Consider the following 23573-nt stretch of genomic DNA (forward strand, 5'->3'; position numbering starts at 1 on the left):
CGAGTCAGTTGCACAATCGGGAGGAAGTCGTGAACAAGGCCGAGCTCATCGAGGCGCTCGCTGTTCGCCTGGGGGACCGGAAGATGGCGACGGCCGCGCTCGACGCGGTCCTCACCGAGGTCCAGGCGGCAGTCACCAAGGGCGAGAAGGTGGCGATCACCGGATTCGGAGCATTCGAAAAGCGTGTGCGTGGCGCGCGAACAGCGCGCAACCCTCGTACCGGTGAGGCGGTGAAGGTCAAGAAGACGTCAGTCCCGACCTTCCGCCCTGGCGCCGGGTTCAAGGAGATGGTGGCCAGCGGCAAGGTGCCGAAGGCCACGGTGGCGACGAAGAAGGCCACCACCAGCACCGCCACGGCCAAGGCGGCCGGCACCAAGGCAGCCGGCACCAAGGCAGCCGGCACGAAGGCGGCTGGCACCAAGGCGACTGCGGCCAAGACGGCCGCCAGCAAGAAGACCGCCCCGGCCAAGGCGAGCAAGAGCACCACGACGGCCAAGACGGCCGCCAGCAAGAAGACCGCCCCGGCCAAGGCGAGCAAGAGCACCACGGCGACCAAGACGGCCGCCAGCAAGAAGACCACCGCGGCGGCGAAGAAGACCACCGCGGTGACCAAGTCGACCGCGGCGAAGAAGACCGCCACGGCGGCGAGCAAGAGCGCGGCGGCCAAGAAGGCGCCGGCGAAGAAGGCTCCGGCCAAGAAGGCGGCCAGCAAGCGCTGACCGACCTGTTCCGAAAGGGCGTCCACCCGTGGGTGGGCGCCCTTTCGGCGTACGGGGACCGTTGACCCGCTCGCCTCGCTCGCGCAGAATCGCCGTGCCGGTCCCCCTCCGCCGGCCCGTCGACGCGAAATGGGGCGCCGGTGCGCTACCGCCAGCTCACCACCGGGACGCTCGCGCTGGGCGTCATCCTGCTCATCGACGTGCTGCGGGTCTGGCTGCCCGGCATCATCACCATCTTCGGCCAGGCGGCGTCCACGCCGGCCGAGCTGATGGGCGCGTTCGCCCTCGGCTGGTTCGTGCTCGCGCTGGGCGCACCCGCCGTGGTCCGCAGGGTCGGCGCCCGCCCGGTCACGGTCGTCGCCGCCGTTCTGCTGGCCGTCGCCCGGCTCGCGCTCACCGCAACACCCGGCGGGCGTACGCAGCTCTGGTTGGCCACCGCCGGGCTGCTCGCCGGGTTGGTCTGGCTGGTCGGCGTCGCCGCCGACACCGACCGACCGGTTCCGGGGCTGGCGCTGGGTTTCGCGGTCAACGCGGCCCTGCACGCGGTGTTGGACACCGTCGACCTGGTGTGGCGGGGCGACTGGTTGGCCTGGCTGCTCAGCTCCGTCGCGGTGGTGCTGTTCGTGCTCGGGACGGCGCAGCCCGGCGCCCGTGCCGATGGCGTAACCGGTATCGGTACCGGTGGGGTGCGGGCCTGGCTGCTGGCCGGGCCGGCGCTGCTGCTGGCCGGAATGGTGGCGCTCTCCCCGGCGCTGGCCCGGACCGGGATGTCGTACCTGGTGGCCGCGGACGGAGTGGCTCGTTCGCCGCTGTTCGGCCTGGCGCCGGTGCCGGTGGCGGTCGCCGGGTTCCTGTGTGCCGCGTCGACCCGACCGCCTCGGGGGTGGAGCCGTGCGTACGGGCCGGTGGCGCTGCTGGCCGGAGCGGTGCTGTTCGCCCTCGACCGGGGTGACCTGCTCCTCCCGGCCATCCTGCTCGCGGCAGTCGGTCTCGGTGCCTGCCTCGCGCTGACCGACGACGCCAGCGGCCCGGACAGCGACACCAGCAGCGCCAGCGACACCAGCAGCGCCAGCGACAGAGCGGCCCGCCGGGGGTACGCGGTGGCCACCGGCATGCTCGTCTTCGCGCTGGGGGCGGTCGGGTACTACTCCGCCTACGACCTCGGTTACCCCAACGCGGCGGTGCCCGTGGTGGTCGCCGGGCTCGTCGCCGTCGTGGCGTTCGCCGCCCGTCCCGTCATGCACCGGCTCCCGGGGCCGTTTCCGCCGCTACGGGCCACCGCCGCGGTCACCGCGCTGGCCCTGCTGGCGCCGGTGCTCGCCGACGACATCCCGGTGGCCAGCAACCGGGACGGCCCGCCGGAGCGGCTGACCGTGGTGGCGTACAACATCCGGATGGGTTTCGGGCTGGACGGTCGGTTCGACCTGCCCGGGCTCACCGAGGTCGTCAACCGGCAACGACCCGACGTGGTGCTGCTCAGCGAGGTGGACCGCGCCTGGCTGCTCAACGGTGGGCACGACACCCTGGACCTGCTGGCAGGCCGGCTCGGCATGCCGTACGTCTTCGGGCCGGCCGCCGACCCGGTCTGGGGGGACGCGGTGCTCAGCCGTTGGCCGATGCGCGACCCGCGTAGCCTCCCGCTGCCGGCAGTCGGGGCGCCCACCGGTGCGCAGGCCCTCGCCGTCACGCTGGACCTGGGTGACGGTGTCCGTACCGCCGTGGTGAGCACCCACCTGCAACCGCCACCCGGGCGGGGCCCGGTGGTGCAGGCCCGCGCGGTCGCGGACTTCGCCACCCGGTACGCGGCCGGCCGACCCCTGGTTGTCGCGGGCGACCTGAACACCGAGCCCGGCGACGAGGCGTACGCCGAGTTCACCAACGCGGGCCTGGCCGACGCGTTGGCGGCCGCCCGACCGCTGGCGACCAGCCCGGCGGACGACCCGCGCGAACAGATCGACCACATCTTCGTCTCGCCCGGCCTGACTCCCGGCGACCCGGTGGCGCCCCGCAGCACGGCCAGCGACCACCTGCCGGTCGCGGTGACAGTGACCCTCCCGCCCCGCTGACACGCCCAGGGCGTGTTTGACGGCCCTACAGGCGGTCGACGGCCAACAGGCGGTCGGCGGTGAAGGCAAGCAGCCAACCGCCGCCCTTGGGCGTGGTGAAGTCCTCGTCGGTGCGGCCGGTGAGCTGCTCCAGGGCGCCCGGCAGCACCTTGCCCTGGCTGCACACCGCCACCTGCCCACCGGCGTTGGCCAACTCCAGCAGACGGGCGGCGGTGGCCAGGATCTGCTCGTCGCTCTGCTGGCCGGGCTGGGGTTCGTCCAGGTCGCCGCAGATCTCGATGGGCAGGTCGAGCCGCGCCGCCGCCGGATCCAGTGTCTGCACGCACCGTCGCGGTGACGCCGACACCAGCCGGGACGGCCGGATCAGGGCGACCAGGTCGGCCAGCGCGCTCGCCTGGGCCCGTCCCTCGGCGTCCAGGGGGCGTCCGACGTCCGGGCCGGACCAGGTGGCCCGCTTGCCGGCGTGCGCGTGCCGGACCAGCGCGACCGTCGCGGTCACCGGCGGCAGCGCGGCGAACGCCGCCAGGACCTCGGCGTCGTGCGGATAGCTGACCAACCGGATCGCGTCGTCCACCGCGAGCCAGCGCATGTCGTCCACCTCGGTGTCCGGTTGGAAACCGCCGCTGGCCACCGCGAGCATCGACCAGTAGTCGACCAGCTTGGCCTGCCCCTCGCTGCGGTACCGCACCGACGGCAGCCGGACCTGCGGCACGCCCCGCACGTCGGACTCCTCGGCCACCTCACGGACCGCCGCCGCCAGCGCGTGCTCACCCGGCTCCAGCTTGCCCTTCGGCAACGTCCAGTCGCCGTATCGGGGGCGGTGCACCACACAGACGCGTACGCCGTCGGGGGTCGGCCGCCAGGCCACCCCGCCCGCCGCCCGGATGCCGATCACGGCAGCCAACTGGTCCGCCGTCGCCGGGTCGCCCGATGCCAGGCGGCCGGGAGGAGGCCGCGCGTCCGGCGCACGGACCCGCGTTCCCGCTCAGCGAGCCGCCCTGCGGTGACCGCCAGCTCGTGGTCGTCCGGCCGCTCGGCGGCGATCTCCAGCCAGGTCTCCGCCGCGACTGCCGCATCCTGGTGCTCGCCGAGCACGTCCTGCACCCCGGCCAGGGCGCGGGACAGTCGACGCGCACCCTTGCCGACCGTCGGTGCCACCGCGTTGACCGCGTAGCGGGCCTGCTTCGCCTCCTTGCGAACGGCGTGCCAGCTGTCGTCCGGCGACTGAGCGTCGAGCCCGCCGACCCCGTCCGGCCCGGTCAGCCGCGTCCACGGCCGGGCCACCAGCGCGGGCAGCGCCTCACCCGCGGGCGCGGCCGCCCTGCGGGTGAGCCGGGGCGCGCGGGCGGCCAGCACCAGGGAATCCACCAGGGCCAGGTAACGCGCGGAGCGAAGCGCCTCGTCGATGGCGGCGTGCGCCGTCCGCTGTCGTTGGGTGAGCACCTCGTCCAGCCGGTCCACCGCCCCCTGGTCGAGCGGGCTGAGCGGGTCGGCGTCGGCGGTGCGGCGCAGCCGTGCGCGCAGCACCTCGGCGTCGCGGGCCGCGCCGAGGACACCCGCCAGCCAGCGCAGCTCGTCACGCAGCGGACGGGACCAGGTCTTGCGGAGCAGGGGCCTGAAGGTGCGCAGGTCACTGCGCAGGCGTCGACAGGCGACCCGCATCTGGTGCACGGCGGTGTCGCCACTGGCGGCCGGAGCCCGCAGCCGGACCAGTGGGTCGTGCGCCAGCAGCCGGCGAATCTCCTTGCGGACCGCTTCGGTCACCACGTCGCCGGCGCTCGCCTCGGCGGTCAGCCCGGCCGGCGCGACCAGGTCCGGATCGGCCTGCGCCGTCTCGCCCAGCGCCCGTACGTGCTTCGGGGTGAACGACCCGCCCCGGGCGCCAGCCTCGCGCAGCACCGCGCCGATCCGGTCGAGCAGTTCCCGGTCGCCGGCCTTGCGCTCCGCCTCCACCTCGCGGAAGGTGCCGGTGGTGGCGCCGGAGTCGTCCAGCACGGTCACCCGGTCGTCCACCACCTCGGCGAGCACCGCGCCCGCCTCGTCACACACCTCGTACGCGTGCCGGACCGTCCGCACCACAGTCACCGGGGCCAGCGGAGCCCCCCGGTGCAGGACGGTGACCAGCTCCACCAGCTCCGGTGGTGGCTGCCCCTTCGGCCCTGGACGGGAGATCTCATGCCGGACACCCGGCGTCCCGGTCGGCAGTTTCACCGTCCAGGGCAGCTCGTCGCCCTTGCGGTGGCGCAGTGAGGCACCGGCGCGGGCCAGCCGCAGGTCGACGGTGTCGAGATAGCGGGCGACCAGCGTCACCGGTGGCAGCGCCCGGACCCGACCCCCGGCCGGGGCCGTGGCGGCCAGGTCCGGCAGCACGTAGGCGTCGTCCACCTCGTACTTCTGCTCCTCCTCGACCATCAGCTCAGCCTATGCGCTGATCGTTCAGCCGGCCGTGCCACCGACGCGGCGCAACAACAGTTCCTGCAGATGCGTCCGGGCGTTGTCGTCGGCGCTGGTCCGCCGGGTCCAGCTGCCGTCGCCGGCCAGCTCGAAAGCGTCCACGTCCGGGCTCATCGCGGCCGCCAGCACGTGGTCCAGCTCGGCACGGGCGATCGGGTCGGTCACCTGCACCAGCGCCTCCACCCGACGGTCCAGGTTGCGGTGCATCAGGTCGGCCGAGCCCATCCAGAACTCCGCTTCGCCGTTGTTGCCGAAGCGGAAGACCCGCGAGTGCTCCAGGAAACGGCCGAGGATCGAGCGGACGCGGATGTTCTCCGACAGCCCGGGCACCCCGGGACGCAGCGTGCACATGCCCCGGATGAGCAGATCGACGTGGACGCCGGCCTGGGAGGCCCGGTACAGCGCGTCGGTCACCCCCTCGTCGACCAGGGAGTTGACCTTGAACTGGACCAGGCCGGGCATGCCCAGTCGGACGTGCGAGATCTCCCGCTCGATCCGCTCGATGAGGCCGGTGCGGATGCCCTGCGGGGCGACCAGCAACCGCCGGTAGGCGGTCTGCCGGCTGTAGCCGGTGAGGACGTTGAACAGGTCGGTGAGGTCGGCGCCGATCTCCGGGTCGGCGGTGAGCATCCCGAAGTCCTCGTAGAGACGGGCGGTCTTCGGGTGGTAGTTGCCGGTGCCGATGTGGCAGTAACGGCGGATCTGGTTGCCCTCCTGGCGGACCACCAGCGCGGTCTTGCAGTGCGTCTTCAGGCCCACAAGGCCGTACACCACGTGGCAGCCGGCGCGTTCCAGCGTGCGGGCCCAGCCGATGTTGGCCACCTCGTCGAAGCGGGCCTTCACCTCCACCAGCACCACCACCTGCTTGCCGGCGGCGGCCGCATCGACCAACGCGTCGACGATCGGGGAGTCGCCGCTGGTGCGGTAGAGGGTCTGCTTGATGGCCAGCACGTTCGGGTCGGCGGCGGCCTGCTCGATGAAGCGCTGCACGCTGGTCGCGAACGAGTGGTACGGATGGTGCACCAGGATGTCCCCGTCACGCAGGGTGGAGAAGACGCTGCGCGGCACCTCACCCTCGGCGAGCCGGGGGTGGGTGGCGGGCACGAACGGCGGGTCCTTGAGGTCCGGCCGGTCGGCCTCGCCGTAGACCTGCCACAGCGCCGACAGGTCCAGCAGTCCGGGCACCCGCAGCACGTCCTGGTCGTCCATGTCCAACTCGCGGACCAGCAGCTCCAGCACGTGGTCGGAGATGGACGCGGCCACCTCCAAGCGGACCGGCGGACCGAAGCGCCGCCGGGCCAGCTCCCGTTCCAGGGCCTGCAGCAGGTCCTCGTCGCGGTCCTCGTCGACCTCCACCTCGGCGTTGCGGGTGACCCGGAACAGGTGGCACTCGACCACCTGCATGCCGCTGAACAACTGCCCCAGGTGCACCGAGATCAGGTCTTCCAGGGGCAGCATCCGTACGCCCGGCTGGCCCCGGTCGACCCGGACGAAGCGGGGCACGTTGTTGGGCACCTTCACCCGCGCGAACAGCTCGGAACCGCCGTTCGGGTCGCGGACCGCCACCGCCAGGTTCAGCGAGCGCCCCGAGATGTACGGGAACGGGTGCGCCGGGTCGACCGCGAGCGGGGTCAGCACCGGGAAGATGTGCTCCCGGAAGTAGGTGCGCAGGCGTTCCCGCTCCGGGTCGCCCAGCTCACCCCAGCGCAGGATGCGGATGCCCTCGTCGGCCAGCTTGGGCAGCACGTCGTCGACGAAGCAGGCGGCGTGGCGGGCGACCAGCGTGGCCGTCTTTTCCGCGATCAGCTCCAACTGGGTGCGCAGGGGCAGCCGGTCCCCGCCGCGCACCGGCAGGCCGGCGGAGAGTCGCCGCTTCAGCCCGGCGATCCGCACCATGTAGAACTCGTCCAGGTTGCTGGCGAAGATCGCCAGGAACTTGGCCCGTTCCAGCAGTGGGGTGCGCTGGTCCTCGGCCAGGGTGAGCACGCGGGCGTTGAAGTCGAGCCAGGAGAGCTCCCGGTTGAGGAACCGGTCCTCCGGCAGCGGCGCCGGCGGCTCGTCGTCCTCGTCATCGGCGCCGGTCGGTAGGTCGCCGGGCAGGACCTGGTGGACGCCACCCGCCGTCGGGCCGGCCGTCTCGACCCTCGGCGCGGGGTCGAGGACCTCGTCCAGCCCGGAGGAGGCGGCAGCCGGGTCGTCGGCGAGGGTGTCGGCGCGGGCCGCGCTGGCCCTCTCCGCGCGGGACGGGCGGAAGCGGCCGTCGGTGCCGCGCGCGCGGGAGCCGTTGCGGAGGTCGGTGGTGGGCGGGTGGGCCGGTTGCTCGCGAGGGGTGCTCACCCGCTCATAATCACCCGATTACGGTAAACGCAAAATGAACTTGGGCTCGCCGGCTCAGATCATCGTCGGCAATGTCACCCGGACGACCTCTCCGTCGGGATCCGTGTCGATGCGGACCCGCTGGCCCAGCCGGAGCAGCCGCAGCCCCGAGGCATCGAAGGCCCGCGCGGGGAAGCGCATCTCGGTGCCGTCATCGAGCAGCAGCACACCGCTGCGTGTTGCCGCGTCATAGCTGGCCACCGTGCCCTGCATGCTGGCACCGTACACCCGGGGGGTCACCCCGCGGAGCGGGCCGGACGGCTGGCGGCGGCGACGAGTGCGGCGGTGCGCGGGCCCAGTCCGAGCCGGGCGGCAGCGGCCAGGTCCGCGGCGGTGTCCACGTCCCGGCGCAGGCTGGGCCAGTCGCCGGTCAGGGGCAGCGCCCCGCTCGCCGCGTGCGCGACCGCCGAGCCCACCCCGAAGCGAGGATCCAGCGGCACACCCGGCGGGGCGGCGAGCAGCACCGTGCCGCTGCCGGGCGCGTCCGGCACGAACCGGCGTACCCCTTCCGGGCCGTTCTGCGCCGCGAGCAGCGCGCCGGCCAGCTCGGCCGGGCGCAGCGCCGGCAGGTCCGCGGTGAGCCCGGCCACCCAGCCGGCGGTGGTCCCGGCGGCGCCGTGCCGGAACGCAGCGTTCAGGCCGGCGTCCGGCCCGTCGGGCAGCACCCGCGCTCCGGCGCCCAGCGCCGCCGCCGCGATCCGGGCATCGTCGGTGACCATAAGGACCTCGGCGACCGCCGGGCAGGCCAGCACCGCGCGGAGGGTGTCGGCCGCCAGGGCCAGAGCCAACTCCTCGTGCGGTACGCCGGACAGCGCGCCCCGCAGCCGGCTCTTGGCGGCGGCCAGATGCTTCACCGGCACCACCACGGCCCACCTCGGCTGACTCACGCCCGCAATCCTGCCAGCCGCACTGCGGGACCCTCGCTGGCCGTACCGGGGGCGAGCAGGCATGATTTCCGCTGCGGGTGTCGCGGGCGGGGTTCGCGGCGGGGTTGGGGCGCGACGAGGAGGCACAGTGGCACGGCGGAGGCTGGGGTTCTGGCAACGGTTCGCCGTGTGGCTGGTCAAGCCGGTGATGACCGTGTGGACCCGGCGCACCTGGCGGGGCCAGGAACACCTCGGCGGCGACGGTGGCGTGATCATCGTGGCGAACCACATCTCGCACGCCGACCCGCTGGTCTCCGCGCACTTCATCTACGACTCTGGGCGCTGGCCGCAGTTCCTGGGCAAGGCCAGCGTGTTCCGGGTGCCGGTGGTCGGGTGGATCGTGCGCCGGTGCCGACAGATCCCAGTCGAGCGGGGCAGCGTCGACGCGGTCCGCTCGCTGGACGCGCTGGTCGCCGCGCTCGACGAGGGCGGTGCCGTGGTGATCTACCCGGAGGGCACCACCACCCGGCAGCCGGAGCTGTGGCCGATGAAGGCCAAGACCGGTGCCGCCCGGCTGGCCCTGGCCACCGGCGCCCCCGTGGTACCGCTGGTGATGTGGGGGCCGGAGCGGATCTTCGACCCACGGACCAGTCGCGTCAACCTGCGCCCCCGGATCCCGGTGACCGTCGTCGCCGGGGAGCCGATCGACCTGGGCCGGTGGGCGGACGCCCCGCCGACCCGGGCCACCCTCGAGGAGATGACGGACACCATCATGTTGCGGCTGCGGGACATGCTCGCCGAGATCCGTGGCGGCACCCCGCCGCCGCTGTGGGAGCGACCGGCCCGGTCCTCCGTCCGGCACGAGCAGCAGGGCGACCTGGCATGACCGGCCACGTCGCGGTGCTCGGCGCCGGTTCCTGGGGCACCGCGTTCGCCAAGATCCTGGCCGACGCGGGGCGTGACGTGACCGTGTGGGCCCGCCGTGCGCCGGTCGCCGAAAGCATCCGGATCGAGCGCCGCAACCCGGAGTACCTGCCCGACCTGCTGTTGCCGGCCCGGGTCACCGCCACCGCCGACGCGACCGAGGCGATCACCGGCGCGGAGGTGGTGGTGCTGGCGGTGCCGTCGCAGACCCTGCGCGGCAACCTCGCCGAGTGGGTCGGACACCTGCACCCCGACTCCACCCTGGTGTCGCTGATGAAGGGCATCGAGCTCGGCACCACCAAGCGGATGAGCGAGGTCATCGTGGAGACCGCCGGGGTCGCCGCGGACCGGGTGGTCGTCGTGTCCGGCCCGAACCTGGCCCCGGAGATCGCCGCCGAGCAGCCCGCCGCGACCGTCGTCGCCGGGACGAACAGCCACCGCACCGCGCTCGTGCAGGCGTCGATCCGGACGCCCTACCTGCGCCCCTACACCAACGACGACGTGATCGGCTGTGAGCTGGGCGGGGCGGTCAAGAATGTGATCGCCCTGTCGTACGGCATCGCCACCGCGATGGGTTTCGGCGACAACACCCGGGCCATGCTGATGACCCGGGGGCTGGCCGAGACGGCCCGGCTGGGCGTGGCGCTCGGCGCGGACCCGATCACCTTCGCCGGCCTCGCGGGAATGGGCGACCTGGTCGCCTCCTGCTCGTCCCCGCTGGCCCGTAACCGCACCTTCGGCGAGCACCTGGGCCGGGGCGAGACGCTGGAGCAGGCCCAGACGGCCACCCGGCAGACCGCCGAGGGTGTGAAGAGCTGCCTGGCGATTCGCGACCTGGCCCGCGCGCACGGTGTGGAGATGCCCATCACCGAGCACGTCGAGCGGATCTGCCACGAGGGGATGGACCCACGCCTCGCCGTGGAAGCCCTGATGAGCCGCACCGCCAAACCCGAGTCGTACGAGTGAGGAAACCGATGAGCGAGTTGGGAGACGGCACCCGCTGCGTACGCGCCGGCCTGCCGGAGCCGGCACCAGGGGACCCGTTCCTGCCCGGGCCGGTCTTCGCCGCGCCGTACCACCTCGACCCGTTCCAGGGCCAGGGCACGTCGCCGAACGGCTACGGTCGCCCCGACAACCCGACCCGGCGGCTCCTGGAGGCGGCCGTGGGCGAGTTGGAAGGCGGCGACTGCCGCGTCTTCGCCACCGGTCAGGCGGCCATCACCGGCCTGCTGCTCACCCTGCTGCGTCCCGGGGACACGGTGGTGCTGCCGTCGGACGGATACTTCCCGGTCCGGGCGTTCGCCACCGACGTGCTGGAGGGCATCGGCGTCCGGGTGCTGTTCGCGCCGACCGCCGGGCCGTACCCGTCGTTCGAGGGCGTCCGGCTGGTGCTGGTGGAGACGCCGGCCAACCCGGGCCTGGACGTGGTCGACGTGGCGGCCCTGGCGGAGAAGGCGCACGCCGCGGGCGCGCTGCTCGCGGTGGACAACACCACCGCCACCCCGCTCGGTCAGCGCCCGCTGGACCTCGGCGCGGACCTGGTGGTCGCCTCGGGCACCAAGGCGCTCACCGGCCACTCCGACCTGCTGCTGGGTTACCTGGCCAGCCGGTCCACCGAGCTGATCGGGGCGGTGACGACCTGGCGTACGACCACCGGGGCGGTGCCGGGAGCGTTCGACGCCTGGCTGGCACACCGGTCGCTGGCCACCCTCGATCTGCGGCTGGCCCGGCAGAGCGCGAACGCCGCCGCGGTCGCCGACCTGCTGGCCAGCCGGCCGGACGTGACGGGCCTGCGCTGGCCGGGGCGGCCGGGCGATCCCGCGTACGCGGTGGCCTCGGCCCAGATGCGTCGGATGCCGGGGGTGCTCTCGTTCGATCTGGGTAGCGCCGACCGGGTGGGCCGGTTCATCGAGGCCGCCCGGCTGGTGGCGGCGGCGACCTCCTTCGGTGGCCTGCACACCACGGCGGACCGGCGGGAGCAGTGGGGCGACGACACCGCACCCGGCTTCGTCCGGCTCTCCTGCGGTGCGGAGGACACGGCCGACCTGGTGGCCGACATCGCCGCCGCCCTGGACGCGGCCGGGCCGGTCCGAGGAGGCTCGTGACGTCAGCGCCCCTGGCCGACCGGTCCGCGCTCGTGGGCCGGCTGCGTGCCGCCGGTTGCGTCTACGCCGAGGACGAGGCCGACCTGCTGCTGGCCGCCGCGGACACCCCGGCGGCGTTGGCTGAGCTGACCGACCGGCGGGTGGCTGGTGAACCGCTGGAGTACCTGCTCGGCTGGGCCGAGTTCTGCGGGCTGCGGATCGCCGTCGACGCGGGCGTCTTCGTGCCGCGTGGGCGGACCGCGCTGCTGGTCGAGGTGGCCGCCGAACTGACCGGCCCGTCCCCGGCCGTGGCGGACCTCTGCTGCGGCTCCGGGGCCACCACTGTCGCGCTGGCGCACCGGCTCGCCCCGCGCTGGTTGGCCGGTGCCGACATCGACCCGGCGGCCGTGGCGTGCGCACGCCGCAACCTCGCCGGGCTGGACGCCGAGGTGTACGAGGGTGACCTCTTCACACCGCTGCCCCGGCAGTGGCGGGGTCGGCTGGACCTGGTGGTCGCCAACGCCCCGTACGTGCCGACCGACGCGGTGGCGCTGATGCCGGCCGAGGCGCGGCTGCACGAGGCCCCGGTGGCGCTCGACGGCGGGCCGGACGGGCTCACCGTGCTGCGCCGGGTGGGCGTCGGTGCCGCCTCCTGGCTGGCCCCCGGCGGACACCTGGTGGTCGAGGCCAGCGACGCCCAGGCGGACGTGCTCTGCGCGGCGCTCGACGCCGCCGGGCTGGTGCCGAGCGTGCGACACGACGAGAACCTGGACGCCACAGCAGTAACGGCCCGCCGCCCCGGCTGAGCCCGCTGGGGTGGCCGGGCGTAGCGGGGGAGGAGGGTTGGCACTAGCCTCGGCTCACACTCATGACGGCGGGAGGCGGTATCGGTGGGCAGCGCAGGGGTGCCGGTGGTCGTCGGGTTGGACAACGGCGGCACCAGCAACAACGCCACCGTGCTGACGGTGGATGGCCGCTTCCTGGTGGACGGGCTGTTGGAGATTCCCAGCGAGGTGCGGGCCGGGCCGGAGGCGGCGATCGAGGCGCTCGCCCAGGCCCTGGACGGCGCCCTGGCGCAGACCGGGGTGCCGCGCGACCTGGTCCAGGCGGTCGGGCTGGACACTCCCGGCCCCGCCAGCGCCGACGGCGTCATCTCGTCGCGGGGCTCCACCAACTTCTCCCAGCCGGCCTGGCGGGGCTTCGACGTGCGGGGCGCGCTGGAACGACGGCTCGGCCTGCCGGTCGTCTATCACAACGACGGCAACGCGGCGGCGCTCTACGCCCACCACGTCTACTTCGGCGCCGACGCGATGAGCCGCTCGTCGGTCTCCGCGATCGTCGGCACCGGCCTCGGCGGCGGTGTGGTCGAGAGCGGTCGGGTGATCGCCGGTGCGGCCGGAATGGCCGGGGAGCTTGGTCACGTGCACATCCCGCTGAACGGGCTGCTCAGCCCGGGGCAGCAGGAACCCACCTGTGCCTGCGGCTTCACCGGTGACGTCGAGAGCGTGGCCTCGCTGACCGGCATCGAGCGCAACCTGCTGCCGTACTGGCTGACCCGGTACCCCGACCATCCGCTCGCCGCCGAGCCGCTGGCCCGGGCGGCCAAGCTGGTTCGCGGGTACGGCGAACGGGGAGACGCCCTCGCACGGGACCTCTTCACCCAGCAGGCGATGGCGCTGGGTCGGCTGTTCACCGTTGCGGCGAACTTCACCGACCCGCACGCGTACTTCGTCGGTGGCGGGGTGGTCGAGGCGGCACCGGAGTTCCGCGACTGGTTCCTGGCGGCGGTCCGCGAGCACACGGTGCTCCGCGAGGAGCAGGCCGCGGTGGCCACCTTCGCGCTGGTGCCGGACCGGGACATGGCCGGTGCTCGTGGCGTGGCGATCGCCGCGCTGGAGGCCCTGCGCGCCGTCCCGGAGCCCCGCCCGCTGGTCGCCTGAACCCGCAGCACCCGACCCTGCCGCGCCTGGGCCTGCCCCGCCCGGGCCTGCCCCGCCCGGGCCTGCCCCGCCCGGGCCTGCCACGTCTGGGCCTGCTACGCCCGGGCCTACCGCGCCCGGCCTGCCAACTCTCAGGCCTGGCCCGCCGCGCCCTGATCGGCGGCGCGGCGGGCGGTCAGCAGGGCAGTGCCCGGTCCCGGGCTGCGGTGGCCGGAGGTCGGGTCAGCGGTGCGACGGCCTGGTCAGCGGCGCGGTGGCGCCTGAGCGAAGGCGGCCCAGGCGTCCGTTGCGAACAGCAGGGCCGGGCCGGCCGGGTCCTTGGAATCGCGGACGGCCACCAGCCGTGGCAGCGCGGCAACCTCGACGCAGGCACCCTCGTCGCCGCTGCGGCTGCTCTTGCGCCACGCCGCCGCGGCCAAGGCCGCTGTGATTGTCGGTGTCATCGGTCCTACCGTCCCTTCAGGACTGACAGGAGCATCTCGCGGCTGTCCGCCGGGCTGAGCGCCACGCTTCGGAGATGCTCCATGATCTTGGTGCAGGTACGCGTCTCGCCAGCCCGGTCGAGGATCATCTGACCTGCCACGGTCTCCACCGAGGCGATGATCGGGTCTTCCGGGTCGGCGAACTCCAGGATGTGCAGCGAACCCCGCGTGCCCCGGTGGTAGCCGGCGGAGAGCGGGATCACCTGGACGCTGATGTTGGGCAGCTCGGCCATCTTGACCAGGTGACGCAGTTGCCCGTCCATCGCCGACTTCTCGCCGACCGGACGCAGCAGCGCGCCCTCGTCGATGATCGCGTCGAAGATGGGCGGGTTGTCGCCGGTGAGCCGTTGTTGACGGTCCAGCCGGATCTTGACCCGTTGCTCCACCAGGTCGTCGCCGAGGGTGTGCGGCCCGCCGCGCATCACGCCACGGACGTAGTCCGGGGTCTGCAGCAGGCCGGGCACCACCGAGGGCTCGAAGTTGGCGATGGCCGTCGCCTCGGCCTCCAGCGCGATGAAGTCGATGGTGCGCGGATCCAGCAGGTACGAGTACGACACCCACCAGCCCGGCTTGCGGGCGTCCTTCGCGAGCTGCACCGCCGCAGCCACGTCCTCGGCACCCACCCCGTACGACGTGAGCAGGGCGCGCACGGTGGCCGGGCTGATCAGGGTCTGCGCGTTCTCGTACCGGGAGAGGGTGCTGCGGGTGCTGTTGATCTCATCCGCCGCGGTTTCCAGCGTCAGGCCGGCGGCTTCCCGGTGATGGCGCAGGGCGATACCGAGCCGGCGGGCGCGGGCGGTCTTGGGGGCCATGCATCGATGGTCGCACACATTTGCGGGAACGTCTGCATGAGAGAACGTCGATGAGAGTTGCATTCACGGCTGTCCACGTGTCAATCTGTTATCGCGTCCTCACCGCCGGTTGTCGTGGCGACGGTGGTGGTGAGCGACCGGAGGGGATGGGGCGCGCGGCGATCGGGTTTCTCCCCCGTGCCCGATCGTCGCGTGCCGCCCCGCCATCCCGTCCCGCCGGAAGGAGACGACGTGCGAACCTGTCCGGAGCCCTCCGCCGTGCACCCGGGCGGCTGTCGATGACCCGCTTCCTCGTGGTGCTCACCGACGTGCGCCCCGTCGAGGGCATCGACCGCAACGAGCGGGTCGCGCCCGAGCGGCGCCGACAGGTGGTCGGCGCCAGCAGTCGGGAGGCCGCCGATCGGATCGCCGGAGCGTTCATGGCGCTGGGCATGGTGCGGGCCGGCCGGCAACGGGTCAAGGTGATCGCGGTCGGTCGCCGGCACTCCCGGGACTGAGCAGGCCCAGGTCACCGGCCTGCGACACCGCGACTGTCCCGTCACGCACCGTACATCCTCTGTTGACCGATTGCCGTGTCGTGCTGTGGCTCGCCGGGTATCGCCTCGCCCTATCGCCACGCACAGTAAGGTCAACCGGGTGAGCGCCACCGGCGAGCACGACCAGCCGCAGTCGCGTACGAAGAGGTGACCGGAGTGACCACCCCAGGCAAGACCCGCGTGGCGATCGTGTTCGGCGGCCGCAGCCCGGAGCACGGCATCTCCTGCGTCAGCGCCGGCAGCGTGTTCGGCGCGCTCGACCCCGACGAGTTCGAGGTGGTGCCCGTCGGCATCACCCGGGCCGGCCAGTGGGTCCTGACCAGCGGAGATCCCGCCCAGCTCGCGATCAACGCCCGTCAGCTGCCGGAGATCACCGCCGACTCCGGCGACGACATCGTGCTGCGCGCCGACCCCACCGGCAACGGGCTGATGGTGCTCGACCCGACCGAGGGTCCCCGGGTGCTGGCCGACGTCGACGTGGTCTTCCCGGTGCTGCACGGCACGTACGGCGAGGACGGCACCATCCAGGGCATGCTGGAGATGGCCGGCATCCCCTACGTCGGGGCGAACGTGTTCGCGTCCGCAGCGGCGATGGACAAGGAGTTCACCAAGAAGCTCTGTGCCGTCGAGGGCATTCCGGTCGGCTCGTACGCCGTGCTGCGCAACGGCATGACGCTCAGCGAGCCGGACAAGGAGCGGCTCGGTCTGCCGGTCTTCGTCAAGCCGTCTCGGGCCGGGTCGTCGTTCGGCATCACCCGGGTCACCGACTGGGCGCAGCTCGACGACGCGGTCGCCACCGCCCGGCAGTTCGACCCGAAGGTCATCATCGAGGCCGCGATCATCGGCCGCGAGGTCGAGTGCGGTGTGCTGGAGGGCGAGGCCGGCGGCGCGCCCGAGGCGTCCGTGCTGGCCGAGGTGCGGGTCGTCGCCGACCACGACTTCTACGACTTCGAGGCGAAGTACCTCGACGACTCCTGCGAGTACGACATCCCGGCCGGCCTGCCCGAGAAGGTGACCCGCCAGGTGCAGGAGTACGCCGTCCGCGCGTTCACCGCGCTGGACTGCGCGGGCCTGGCCCGGGCCGACTTCTTCGTCACCCCCGAGCTGGACGTCTACCTCAACGAGATCAACACGATGCCCGGGTTCACCCCGACGTCGATGTTCCCCCGGATGTGGGCGGCCTCCGGCCTGGAGTATCCGAAGCTGGTCAACCGCCTGATTCGCACCGCCCAGCGGCGCGGCGTCGGCCTGCACTGAGCCACCCGGGAGCGTCAGGCAGCTGAGCTGCCCGGTCCCGCCCGACGTAGGTCAGGCGGCGCGGGATCGGGTCAGCGCTGGCAGCCGGACGGGATGGCGCCGCCGGAGGGCACGGTCGCCACGATCGTGCTGGAGATGGTCGTCAGCCACTGCAACGGCTGCTCGTAGGAGCGCGGCACACGCACCGTGATCAGCGTCTCCCGGTCGACAGTGCTGAGCACCGCCGCGTCGGACTGCTCGGCCAGGTGCCAGCAGACCCGGTTCACCGTCCAGACCTCGTCGGTGCTGGGGAACTCCGGCTCGGTGCCGCCACAGGCCACGGTGAGCGCGGGGTCCCCGTACGCCGCGTTCTGCTCCGGGCCGGCGGTGACCGGCCGCTGGGTCAGGTCGCGGATGTTCGCCGGCAGTTGGGAGAGCAGGGCCCGGCAGACAGTGGCCGGGCGGGCGGCCAGCGCCGGGGCGGCCATCTCCACCGGGGCGGTGGACTGCACCCGGGGAGTCGTCGCGGACGGGGTCGGCGCGGCCGCGGGTGTGCCCGGGCTGAGCTTGTTGAAGGCCAGCACGGCCACCAGCAGCGTGATCGGCAGCGCGATCACCGTGGCCAGCAGCGCGGCGCCGCGAATGGTCCGGTCCCGGCCGGCCGGCGCGGCGGCGGCGGGGTCGGCCGGGTCGCGGTTACCGTCAGCCGGCTCACGCGTCCGGTCGTCGTCACGTGCAGAGGAGGCCGTCATCTCGTCCACTTACAGCCGCACCACCGAACACGTGAGGGTGCGAGTGATGCCAGGCACCATCTGCACCTTGCTGACGATGAGCTTGCCGAGCTCGTCGACGGTGTTCGCCTCGGTGAGGACGACCACGTCGTACGGCCCGGTGACGGCGTCGACGCGCACCACGCCGGGGATGTCCGCGATGAGACCCGCCACGTCACGTGCGCGGCCGACCTCGGTCTGGATGAGGATGTACGCCTGTACCACGACTCGACCTCCGTCCGTCGCCGCCCGGGAGCGGCCCGAAGGGTGAAACTACCCTACGGACCAGGTCTGATCCCTATCGGTCGTCAAGGAGCAGCGGTGAGCGAGCACGGCGGAGCCGGGCAGCACGGGCGGAACGCCGGCAGTGGCGCCCGGGTGTCCGGGATCGGGGAGTTCGGGCTGATCGGGAAGATAACTGCCCGACTCTCGTTCGGGCCCACGACCCTGCTCGGCCCCGGCGACGACGCGGCGGTGGTGGCCGCCCCGGACGGCCGGGTGGCGGCCTCCACCGACGTGCTCGTCGACGGTCGGCACTTCCGGCGGGACTGGTCCTCGGCGCGCGACGTCGGGCACCGGGCGGCGGCGGCCAACCTGGCCGATATCGCGGCGATGGGCGCCACGCCGACCGCCCTGCTGGTCGCGCTCTGCATGCCGGCGGACCTGGAGACCGGCTGGGCGGAGGAGCTGGCCGACGGGCTGGCCGCCGAGGCGGCGACGGTCGGCGCCAGCGTCGTCGGCGGGGACATGTCGGCCAGCCCCACCCTGACCGTGGCGGTCACCGCGCTGGGCGACCTGGAGGGCCGCCCACCCGTGCTGCGCTCCGGCGCCCGTCCCGGTGACGTGCTCGCCCTGGCCGGGCGCAGCGGGTACGCGGCTGCCGGGCTGACCGTGCTCACCCGCGGCTTCCGCACCCCCCGGCTGCTGGTCGAGGCGTACCGGCGGCCGCAGGTGCCCTACCAGGCCGGCCCGCAGGCCGCCCGGCTCGGCGCCACCTCGATGATCGACGTGTCGGACGGGCTGCTCGCCGACCTCGGGCACGTGTCGGCGGCCAGCGGGGTGGCGATCGACGTGCGGCGGGACGCGTTCGAGGTGCCCCGGCAGATGGCCGACGCGGCGCAGGCACTCGGCGTCGACCCGTACACCTGGATCCTGGCGGGTGGCGACGACCACGCGCTGGCCGCGACCTTCCCCCCGGCGGTCGTGCTGCCGCCCGACTGGCGGCCGGTGGGCCTGGTCACGGAGGGTGCCGGGGTGACGGTCGACGGCGCGCCCCACGACGGCCCGGCCGGCTGGGACCATTTCCGGTGAGGCCTGGGGCCCGCCGTACCCTGGACACCGTGAGTGAGATCGAGATCCGGGCGGTGCGGTTCGACGCACCGGTGGCACAGCAGTTGATCCAAGCCGCACTGGCCGACCTCGGCGCCCGCTACGGCGGCACCGGCGACGACACCCCGGTGGACGCGACCGAGTTCGAGCCACCTGATGGCGCGTTCCTGGTCGCCTACCTGGCCGGCGAGCCGGTCGGGTGCGGTGGCTGGCGCAGTCACGGCGCGGACACCGCGGAGCTGAAGCGGATGTACACGGCCCCGGCTGCGCGTGGGCGGGGCGTGGCCCGCACGGTGTTGGCGGCCGTCGAGCGCTCGGCCCGGGAGCAGGGCCGCAAGCGGGTGGTCCTGGAGTGCGGGGACAAGCAGCCCGAGGCGATCGCGATGTACAGCTCCGCCGGTTACGAGCGGATTCCGAACTTCGGCTTCTACAAGGACGCGGAGGGCTGCGTCTCCTTCGGCCGAACCCTGTGACTCCGTTGCGGTGATCGACTCGGGTTTCTTGGACTCGGGCTGTCCGCAGCGCCGGACACCCCGACTTCCGGGAAACCGAGTCGATCAAGGCGGCACCCCACAGCTCAGGCGGCATGCCACAGGCGTGCACCGGACGCGACAGAGCCGGCGGACCTCAGGGTCCGCCGGCTCCGCCAACGAGAAGGTGGGTGCTACCGCGTCAGGCGCGGGTGACCTTGCCGGCCTTGATGCACGAGGTGCAGACCTGCAACTTCTTGGTGTTGCCGCCACCGGCCGGGGTACGCACCGACTGGATGTTCGGGTTCCAGCGGCGGTTGGTCCGCCGGTGCGAGTGGGACACGTTGTGGCCGAAGCCCGGTCCCTTGCCACAGACGTCGCACACGCTAGCCACGGGATACTCCTGGGATTGATACGTTCATGGGGTCGCCGGCAGGTGCTGCCCGGGCAACCTGGTCAGGTTACCCGATGACTCGCCGGCCCGGCCAACCGGCCCGGTCCGGCGCTCGCCCGTGCCCCGGCTCGTGCCTGGTCGTGGGCCCGTCCGCCCGACGGTGGGCCGGCCCGGCGGCAAGGGTACCGGAGGAGTTCGCCCATGTTGCGGTCACCGCCGGAGCGGGGCGCGGGGGACACGCGGGACGAGTCCGACGCGTGTCGGTGCGCGCCAGTAGGCTTCTGGCCGTGCTGGACACCCTCGACGCCGCCGCGGTCCGCCGCTGGTGTGCGAGCGGGTTGGCCGCGCTCAAGCGTCACCAGGGCGAGATCGACCAGCTCAACGTCTACCCGGTGCCCGACGGCGACACTGGCACCAACCTGGTGCTCACCCTCACCTCGGCCCAGCAGGCCCTCGCCATGAACCTGGACACCCTCCCCGACAGCGGGCCGACCGCGCACGGGCACGCGCTGCGGCTGATGGCGCAGGGCGCGCTGCTCGGCGCGCGGGGCAACTCCGGGGTGATCCTCTCGCAGATCCTGCGGGGGTTCGCCGACGAGGTCGCCGGGGTGCCGGCGGTGCGCGGCCGGGAGTTGGCCGCCGCGCTGCGCTCCGCCGCCGCCGCCGCGTACACCGCGGTTGCCCGGCCGGTCGAGGGCACAGTGCTCACGGTGGTCGCGGCGGCGGCCACGGGCGCCGAACGGGCGGACAGCGACGACCTGCCGGCGGTGGTCCGCGCCGCGGCCCGGGCCGCCGCCGAGGCGCTCGCCCACACCCCGGAGCAACTGCCGGCACTGGCCCGCGCGGGGGTCGTGGACGCGGGTGGCCGAGGGCTGTGCGTGCTGCTCGACGCCCTGGTCGCGGTGCTCACCGGGGAGAGCACCGCTCAGCCCGCGCCGACGCCGCGCTCCGCCCGTCCGGCGGCCACCGTCGCCCGGGAGACCGGTTCCGACGAGTACGCGTACGAGGTGCAGTTCCTGCTCGACGCCGGGGCCGAGGCGGTCGACGGGTTGCGGCGGGCGCTGGACGCGCTGGGGGATTCGCTGGTCGTCGTCGGCGACGGGCGTGAGCCCGAGGGCACCTGGAACGTGCACGTGCATGTCAACGACGTGGGCGCCGCGGTCGAGGCGGGGGTTGCCGCCGGTCGCCCGTACCGGATCTCGGTGACCCGTTTCGCCGACCAGCCGGAGCCGCCCTCCGGCCCGGTGGCGGCCGGGCGGGCCGCGGTGGTGGTCGCCACCGGCGGAGGCATCGCCGAGTTGTTCGCCGCCGAGGGCGCCACAGTGGTGCCTGGCAACCCGTCCACCGGTGAGCTGCTGGACGCCGTGCGCAGCACCGGTGCGGCCCGGGTGGTGGTGCTGCCCAACGACGCCAACACCGAGGCGGTGGCGAGCGCGGCGGCCCGCGAGGCCCACCGGCACGGCATCAAGGTCAGCGTGGTGCCGACCCGCTCGCCCGTGCAGGCGCTGGCCGCCCTCGCGGTCCGCGACGACGACCGCCGCTTCGAGGACGACGTGATCGCGATGGCCGAGGCGGCCGGCGCCTGCCGCTACGCCGAGGTCTGCCACGCCAGCCGGGACGCGCTGACCGTCGCCGGCCCGTGCCGTCCCGGCGACGTGCTGGCGCTGGTCGAGGGGGAGGTGCACCTCATCGGCACCGACCTCACCGACACCTGCGCCGCCGTGGTCGACCGGATGCTCGGCGGCGGTGGCGAGATGGTCACCCTGCTGGCCGGGGCGGACGCCCCGGCCGGGCTCACCGATGCCGTCCGCGCGCACGTCGCGAGACGCTGGCCGTTCGTCGAGGTGCACGCGTACCCGGGGGGCCAGCCGTTTTATCCGCTCCTGGTAGGGATCGAATGAGCGAACCAGCCACGGTGGACACTCCGCTGAAGAAGCTGGTCGGGGACAAGACGGCCAAGGCGCTGGCCACGCACCTCGATCTGCACACCGCGGGTGACCTGGTCTACCACTTCCCCCGTCGCTACGACGAGCGCGGCGAGCACACCGACATCCGCGCACTGGACGTCGGCGAGCAGGTCACCGTGCTGGCCCAGGTGCAGCGCACCGCGGTGCGCCCGATGCGGCAGCGGCGGGGCAACCTACTGGAGGTGACAGTCGGCGACGGCTCCGGCGGGGTGTTGACACTGACCTTCTTCGGTAACCAGGCATGGCGCGAACGCGAGCTGCGCCCCGGCCGGTGGGGGCTGTTCGCCGGCAAGGTCACCGAGTTCCGCGGCAAACGCCAGCTCAACGGCCCGGAGTACGTCCTGCTCGGCGAGGGTGGCGACGGGGAGGCGGCGGTCAGCGACGAGATCGAGGAGTTCGCGGGCGCGCTGATCCCGGTCTACCCGGCCGCCGCGGCCGTGCCGACCTGGGTGATCGCGCGCTGCGTGCGAGTCGTCCTGGACACGTTCACCCCGCCGGAGGATCCGCTGCCGGGCACCGTGCGCGCCAGCCGCAAGCTGGTCGGGCTGGGCACCGCGTTGACCGAGATCCACCGGCCGTCCAGCAAGGAGGAGCTGCACCGGGCGCGTCGGCGGCTCAAGTGGGACGAGGCGTTCGCCGTCCAGTTGACCCTCGTGCAGCGCAAGCACCGGGCAGCCGACTGGCCCGCGCGACCCCGCCCGGCACGACCAGGTGGGCTGCTGGACGCCTTCGATGCCCGACTGCCGTACGAGCTGACCGCCGGTCAGCGCGACGTCGGTGTGGAGATCGCCGCCGATCTGGCCGCACCACACCCGATGCACCGGTTGTTGCAGGGCGAGGTCGGCTCGGGCAAGACCGTGGTGGCGCTGCGGGCGATGCTCCAGGTGGTCGACGCGGGCGGGCAGGCCGCGCTGCTGGCGCCCACCGAGGTGCTGGCCGCCCAGCACTACCGCGGCATGCTCGACCTGCTCGGGCCGCTCGGGCGGGCCGGCGAGCTGGGTTCCGCCGAGCACGCCACCCGGGTCGAGCTGGTCACCGGCTCGCTGGGCGCCGCCGCCCGACGGCGGGCGCTCGGCGAGGTCGCCAGTGGTGCCGCCGGCATCGTGCTCGGCACCCACGCCCTGCTCTACGAGGGGGTCGATTTCGCCGATCTCGGCCTGGTTGTCGTCGACGAGCAGCACCGCTTCGGTGTGGAGCAACGCGACGCTCTGCGCTCCAAGGCCGACCAGCCGCCGCACGTGCTGGTGATGACGGCCACCCCGATCCCGCGCACGGTCGCGATGACCGTCTACGGCGACCTGGAGGTCTCCACCCTCTCCCAGCTGCCCCGGGGGCGGTCGCCAATCGCCTCGCACGTGGTTCCCGCCGCCGAGAAACCGGCCTACCTGGACCGGGCCTGGCGTCGACTGCGCGAGGAGGTCACTGCCGGCCACCAGGCGTACGTGGTGTGCCCGCGCATCGGGGAGGGGCCGGCCAGCGACGAGGAGCCGCCGCCGGTCGACGACAACGGCCGCCGGCCGCCGCTGGCGGTGACCGAGGTGGCCCCGCTGTTGGCCGAGGGGCCGTTGCACGGGCTGCGGATCGGGGTGCTGCACGGTCGTCTGCCGGCCGACGAGAAGGACGCGGTGATGCGCTCCTTCGCCGCCGGTGACCTGGACGTGCTGGTGGCGACCACAGTGATCGAGGTCGGCGTGGACGTGCCGAACGCGACCGTGATGATCGTGCTGGACGCCGACCGTTTCGGTGTCTCCCAGCTGCACCAGCTCCGTGGCCGGGTCGGCCGGGGCTCCGCCGCCGGGCTCTGCCTGCTGGTCAGCGAGGCGGCCGAGGGTTCGTCGGCGCGCGAGCGGCTGGACGCGGTGGCGTCCACGAGCGACGGCTTCAAGCTCGCCGAGCTGGATCTGGAGCAGCGCCGCGAGGGTGACGTGCTGGGTGCCACCCAGTCCGGGCACCGCTCACACCTGCGACTGCTGTCCCTGCGACGGGACACGGAGCTGATCCGCGACGCCCGTGCCGAGGCGATCACCCTGGTCGAGGACGACCCGGAGCTGACCCGCAATCCCGCGCTGGCCGCCTCGGTGGCCGCACTGGTGGACGAGGACCGCGCGGAGTACCTGGAGAAGGGCTGACGTTTCGACCCGCCGCGAG

At 73.5% G+C, this 23573-nt stretch carries 23 protein-coding genes; 13 read left to right on the forward strand and 10 right to left on the reverse strand.

The genetic code is table 11. The features are described 5' to 3' along the window. The first annotated feature begins 29 nt into the window (after nucleotides 1-29). Nucleotides 30-719, forward strand: a complete 690-nt coding sequence (locus tag HNR22_RS25665; protein WP_179782501.1) for an HU family DNA-binding protein — start codon at nucleotides 30-32, stop codon at nucleotides 717-719. A 140-nt stretch (nucleotides 720-859) separates the two neighbouring features. Beyond that, a complete protein-coding gene (locus HNR22_RS25670; protein ID WP_179782502.1) occupies nucleotides 860-2785 on the forward strand; it encodes an endonuclease/exonuclease/phosphatase family protein in 1926 nt (641 codons plus the stop codon). A 25-nt stretch (nucleotides 2786-2810) separates the two neighbouring features. Here HNR22_RS25670 and HNR22_RS25675 read toward each other — a convergent pair whose 3' ends face one another. Genes HNR22_RS25675 through cofC form a run of 5 tightly spaced genes read right to left on the reverse strand, consistent with a single transcriptional unit; the run spans nucleotide 2811 to nucleotide 8502 of the window. Continuing rightward, the gene (locus HNR22_RS25675) at nucleotides 2811-3689 is read right to left on the reverse strand and encodes an NUDIX hydrolase (RefSeq protein ID WP_179782503.1); all 879 of its coding nucleotides are present in this window, start codon (nucleotides 3687-3689) and stop codon (nucleotides 2811-2813) included. Then, nucleotides 3677-5197, reverse strand: a complete 1521-nt coding sequence (locus HNR22_RS25680) for a CYTH and CHAD domain-containing protein (protein ID WP_179782504.1) — start codon at nucleotides 5195-5197, stop codon at nucleotides 3677-3679. The genes HNR22_RS25675 and HNR22_RS25680 overlap by 13 nt, the downstream gene beginning before the upstream one ends. A gap of 24 nt (nucleotides 5198-5221) precedes the next feature. Beyond that, on the reverse strand, nucleotides 5222-7576 hold the full coding sequence (locus HNR22_RS25685; RefSeq protein WP_179782505.1) for an RNA degradosome polyphosphate kinase: 2355 nt from the start codon (nucleotides 7574-7576) through the stop codon (nucleotides 5222-5224). 54 nt (nucleotides 7577-7630) lie between these two features. Next, the gene (locus HNR22_RS25690; protein ID WP_030335323.1) at nucleotides 7631-7828 is read right to left on the reverse strand and encodes a cold-shock protein; all 198 of its coding nucleotides are present in this window, start codon (nucleotides 7826-7828) and stop codon (nucleotides 7631-7633) included. A gap of 23 nt (nucleotides 7829-7851) precedes the next feature. After that, the gene (gene cofC, locus HNR22_RS25695) at nucleotides 7852-8502 is read right to left on the reverse strand and encodes a 2-phospho-L-lactate guanylyltransferase (RefSeq protein ID WP_179782506.1); all 651 of its coding nucleotides are present in this window, start codon (nucleotides 8500-8502) and stop codon (nucleotides 7852-7854) included. Between the two features lie 127 nt (nucleotides 8503-8629). On the opposite strand from cofC, the gene HNR22_RS25700 reads away from it, so the two are divergent. The 5 genes from HNR22_RS25700 (at nucleotide 8630) to HNR22_RS25720 (ending at nucleotide 13429) form a co-directional block, all read left to right on the forward strand. After that, complete coding sequence (locus HNR22_RS25700; RefSeq protein ID WP_179782507.1) at nucleotides 8630-9367, forward strand: 1-acyl-sn-glycerol-3-phosphate acyltransferase; 738 nt, start codon at nucleotides 8630-8632, stop codon at nucleotides 9365-9367. Beyond that, complete coding sequence (locus HNR22_RS25705; protein WP_179782508.1) at nucleotides 9364-10371, forward strand: NAD(P)H-dependent glycerol-3-phosphate dehydrogenase; 1008 nt, start codon at nucleotides 9364-9366, stop codon at nucleotides 10369-10371. Before HNR22_RS25700 ends, HNR22_RS25705 begins: the two co-directional genes overlap by 4 nt. 8 nt (nucleotides 10372-10379) lie before the next feature. Further along, the gene (locus tag HNR22_RS25710) at nucleotides 10380-11510 is read left to right on the forward strand and encodes a cystathionine gamma-lyase (protein WP_179782509.1); all 1131 of its coding nucleotides are present in this window, start codon (nucleotides 10380-10382) and stop codon (nucleotides 11508-11510) included. Then, nucleotides 11507-12295, forward strand: a complete 789-nt coding sequence (locus tag HNR22_RS25715; RefSeq protein WP_343059964.1) for a putative protein N(5)-glutamine methyltransferase — start codon at nucleotides 11507-11509, stop codon at nucleotides 12293-12295. Before HNR22_RS25710 ends, HNR22_RS25715 begins: the two co-directional genes overlap by 4 nt. Before the next feature lie 84 nt (nucleotides 12296-12379). Then, entirely contained in the window at nucleotides 12380-13429 is a 1050-nt protein-coding gene (locus HNR22_RS25720; RefSeq protein WP_179782510.1) for an ROK family protein, read from the forward strand. Between the two features lie 242 nt (nucleotides 13430-13671). Here the strand turns inward: HNR22_RS25720 and HNR22_RS25725 are convergent, their stop codons facing one another. Further along, nucleotides 13672-13872 carry a DUF397 domain-containing protein gene (locus HNR22_RS25725; RefSeq protein WP_179782511.1) on the reverse strand — a complete coding sequence of 67 codons (201 nt, stop codon included), beginning with the start codon at nucleotides 13870-13872 and terminating at the stop codon, nucleotides 13672-13674. Nucleotides 13873-13877: 5 nt separating this feature from the next. Then, the gene (locus HNR22_RS25730; RefSeq protein WP_179782512.1) at nucleotides 13878-14723 is read right to left on the reverse strand and encodes a helix-turn-helix domain-containing protein; all 846 of its coding nucleotides are present in this window, start codon (nucleotides 14721-14723) and stop codon (nucleotides 13878-13880) included. 278 nt (nucleotides 14724-15001) lie between these two features. Between HNR22_RS25730 and HNR22_RS25735 the strand changes: the two genes are divergently transcribed. Next, entirely contained in the window at nucleotides 15002-15220 is a 219-nt protein-coding gene (locus HNR22_RS25735) for a hypothetical protein (protein WP_088946586.1), read from the forward strand. Between the two features lie 195 nt (nucleotides 15221-15415). Next, nucleotides 15416-16516 carry a D-alanine--D-alanine ligase gene (locus HNR22_RS25740; protein ID WP_179782513.1) on the forward strand — a complete coding sequence of 367 codons (1101 nt, stop codon included), beginning with the start codon at nucleotides 15416-15418 and terminating at the stop codon, nucleotides 16514-16516. A 71-nt stretch (nucleotides 16517-16587) separates the two neighbouring features. Here the strand turns inward: HNR22_RS25740 and HNR22_RS25745 are convergent, their stop codons facing one another. After that, nucleotides 16588-17256: a DUF3515 domain-containing protein gene (locus HNR22_RS25745; RefSeq protein WP_343059965.1), complete on the reverse strand. Its 669-nt coding sequence runs from the start codon at nucleotides 17254-17256 to the stop codon at nucleotides 16588-16590. After that, nucleotides 17257-17490 carry an Lrp/AsnC ligand binding domain-containing protein gene (locus HNR22_RS25750; protein ID WP_030487446.1) on the reverse strand — a complete coding sequence of 78 codons (234 nt, stop codon included), beginning with the start codon at nucleotides 17488-17490 and terminating at the stop codon, nucleotides 17257-17259. Between the two features lie 153 nt (nucleotides 17491-17643). On the opposite strand from HNR22_RS25750, the gene HNR22_RS25755 reads away from it, so the two are divergent. Both HNR22_RS25755 and HNR22_RS25760 read left to right on the forward strand, forming a co-directional pair. After that, nucleotides 17644-18576, forward strand: coding sequence for a thiamine-phosphate kinase (locus tag HNR22_RS25755; RefSeq protein ID WP_387380973.1), 933 nt, complete (start codon nucleotides 17644-17646; stop codon nucleotides 18574-18576). 29 nt (nucleotides 18577-18605) lie between these two features. After that, a complete protein-coding gene (locus HNR22_RS25760) occupies nucleotides 18606-19067 on the forward strand; it encodes a GNAT family N-acetyltransferase (RefSeq protein WP_179782516.1) in 462 nt (153 codons plus the stop codon). Between the two features lie 199 nt (nucleotides 19068-19266). Here the strand turns inward: HNR22_RS25760 and rpmB are convergent, their stop codons facing one another. Then, entirely contained in the window at nucleotides 19267-19458 is a 192-nt protein-coding gene (rpmB, locus tag HNR22_RS25765; protein ID WP_007456456.1) for a 50S ribosomal protein L28, read from the reverse strand. Between the two features lie 287 nt (nucleotides 19459-19745). On the opposite strand from rpmB, the gene HNR22_RS25770 reads away from it, so the two are divergent. Together HNR22_RS25770 and recG are read left to right on the forward strand one after the other, a co-directional pair. Further along, on the forward strand, nucleotides 19746-21359 hold the full coding sequence (locus tag HNR22_RS25770) for a DAK2 domain-containing protein (RefSeq protein ID WP_179782517.1): 1614 nt from the start codon (nucleotides 19746-19748) through the stop codon (nucleotides 21357-21359). Continuing rightward, entirely contained in the window at nucleotides 21356-23554 is a 2199-nt protein-coding gene (recG, locus tag HNR22_RS25775) for an ATP-dependent DNA helicase RecG (protein ID WP_179782518.1), read from the forward strand. Before HNR22_RS25770 ends, recG begins: the two co-directional genes overlap by 4 nt. The last annotated feature ends 19 nt before the right edge of the window (nucleotides 23555-23573 follow it).

It is taken from the genome of Micromonospora jinlongensis (genome assembly GCF_013410645.1).
Lineage (GTDB): Bacteria > Actinomycetota > Actinomycetes > Mycobacteriales > Micromonosporaceae > Micromonospora > Micromonospora zamorensis.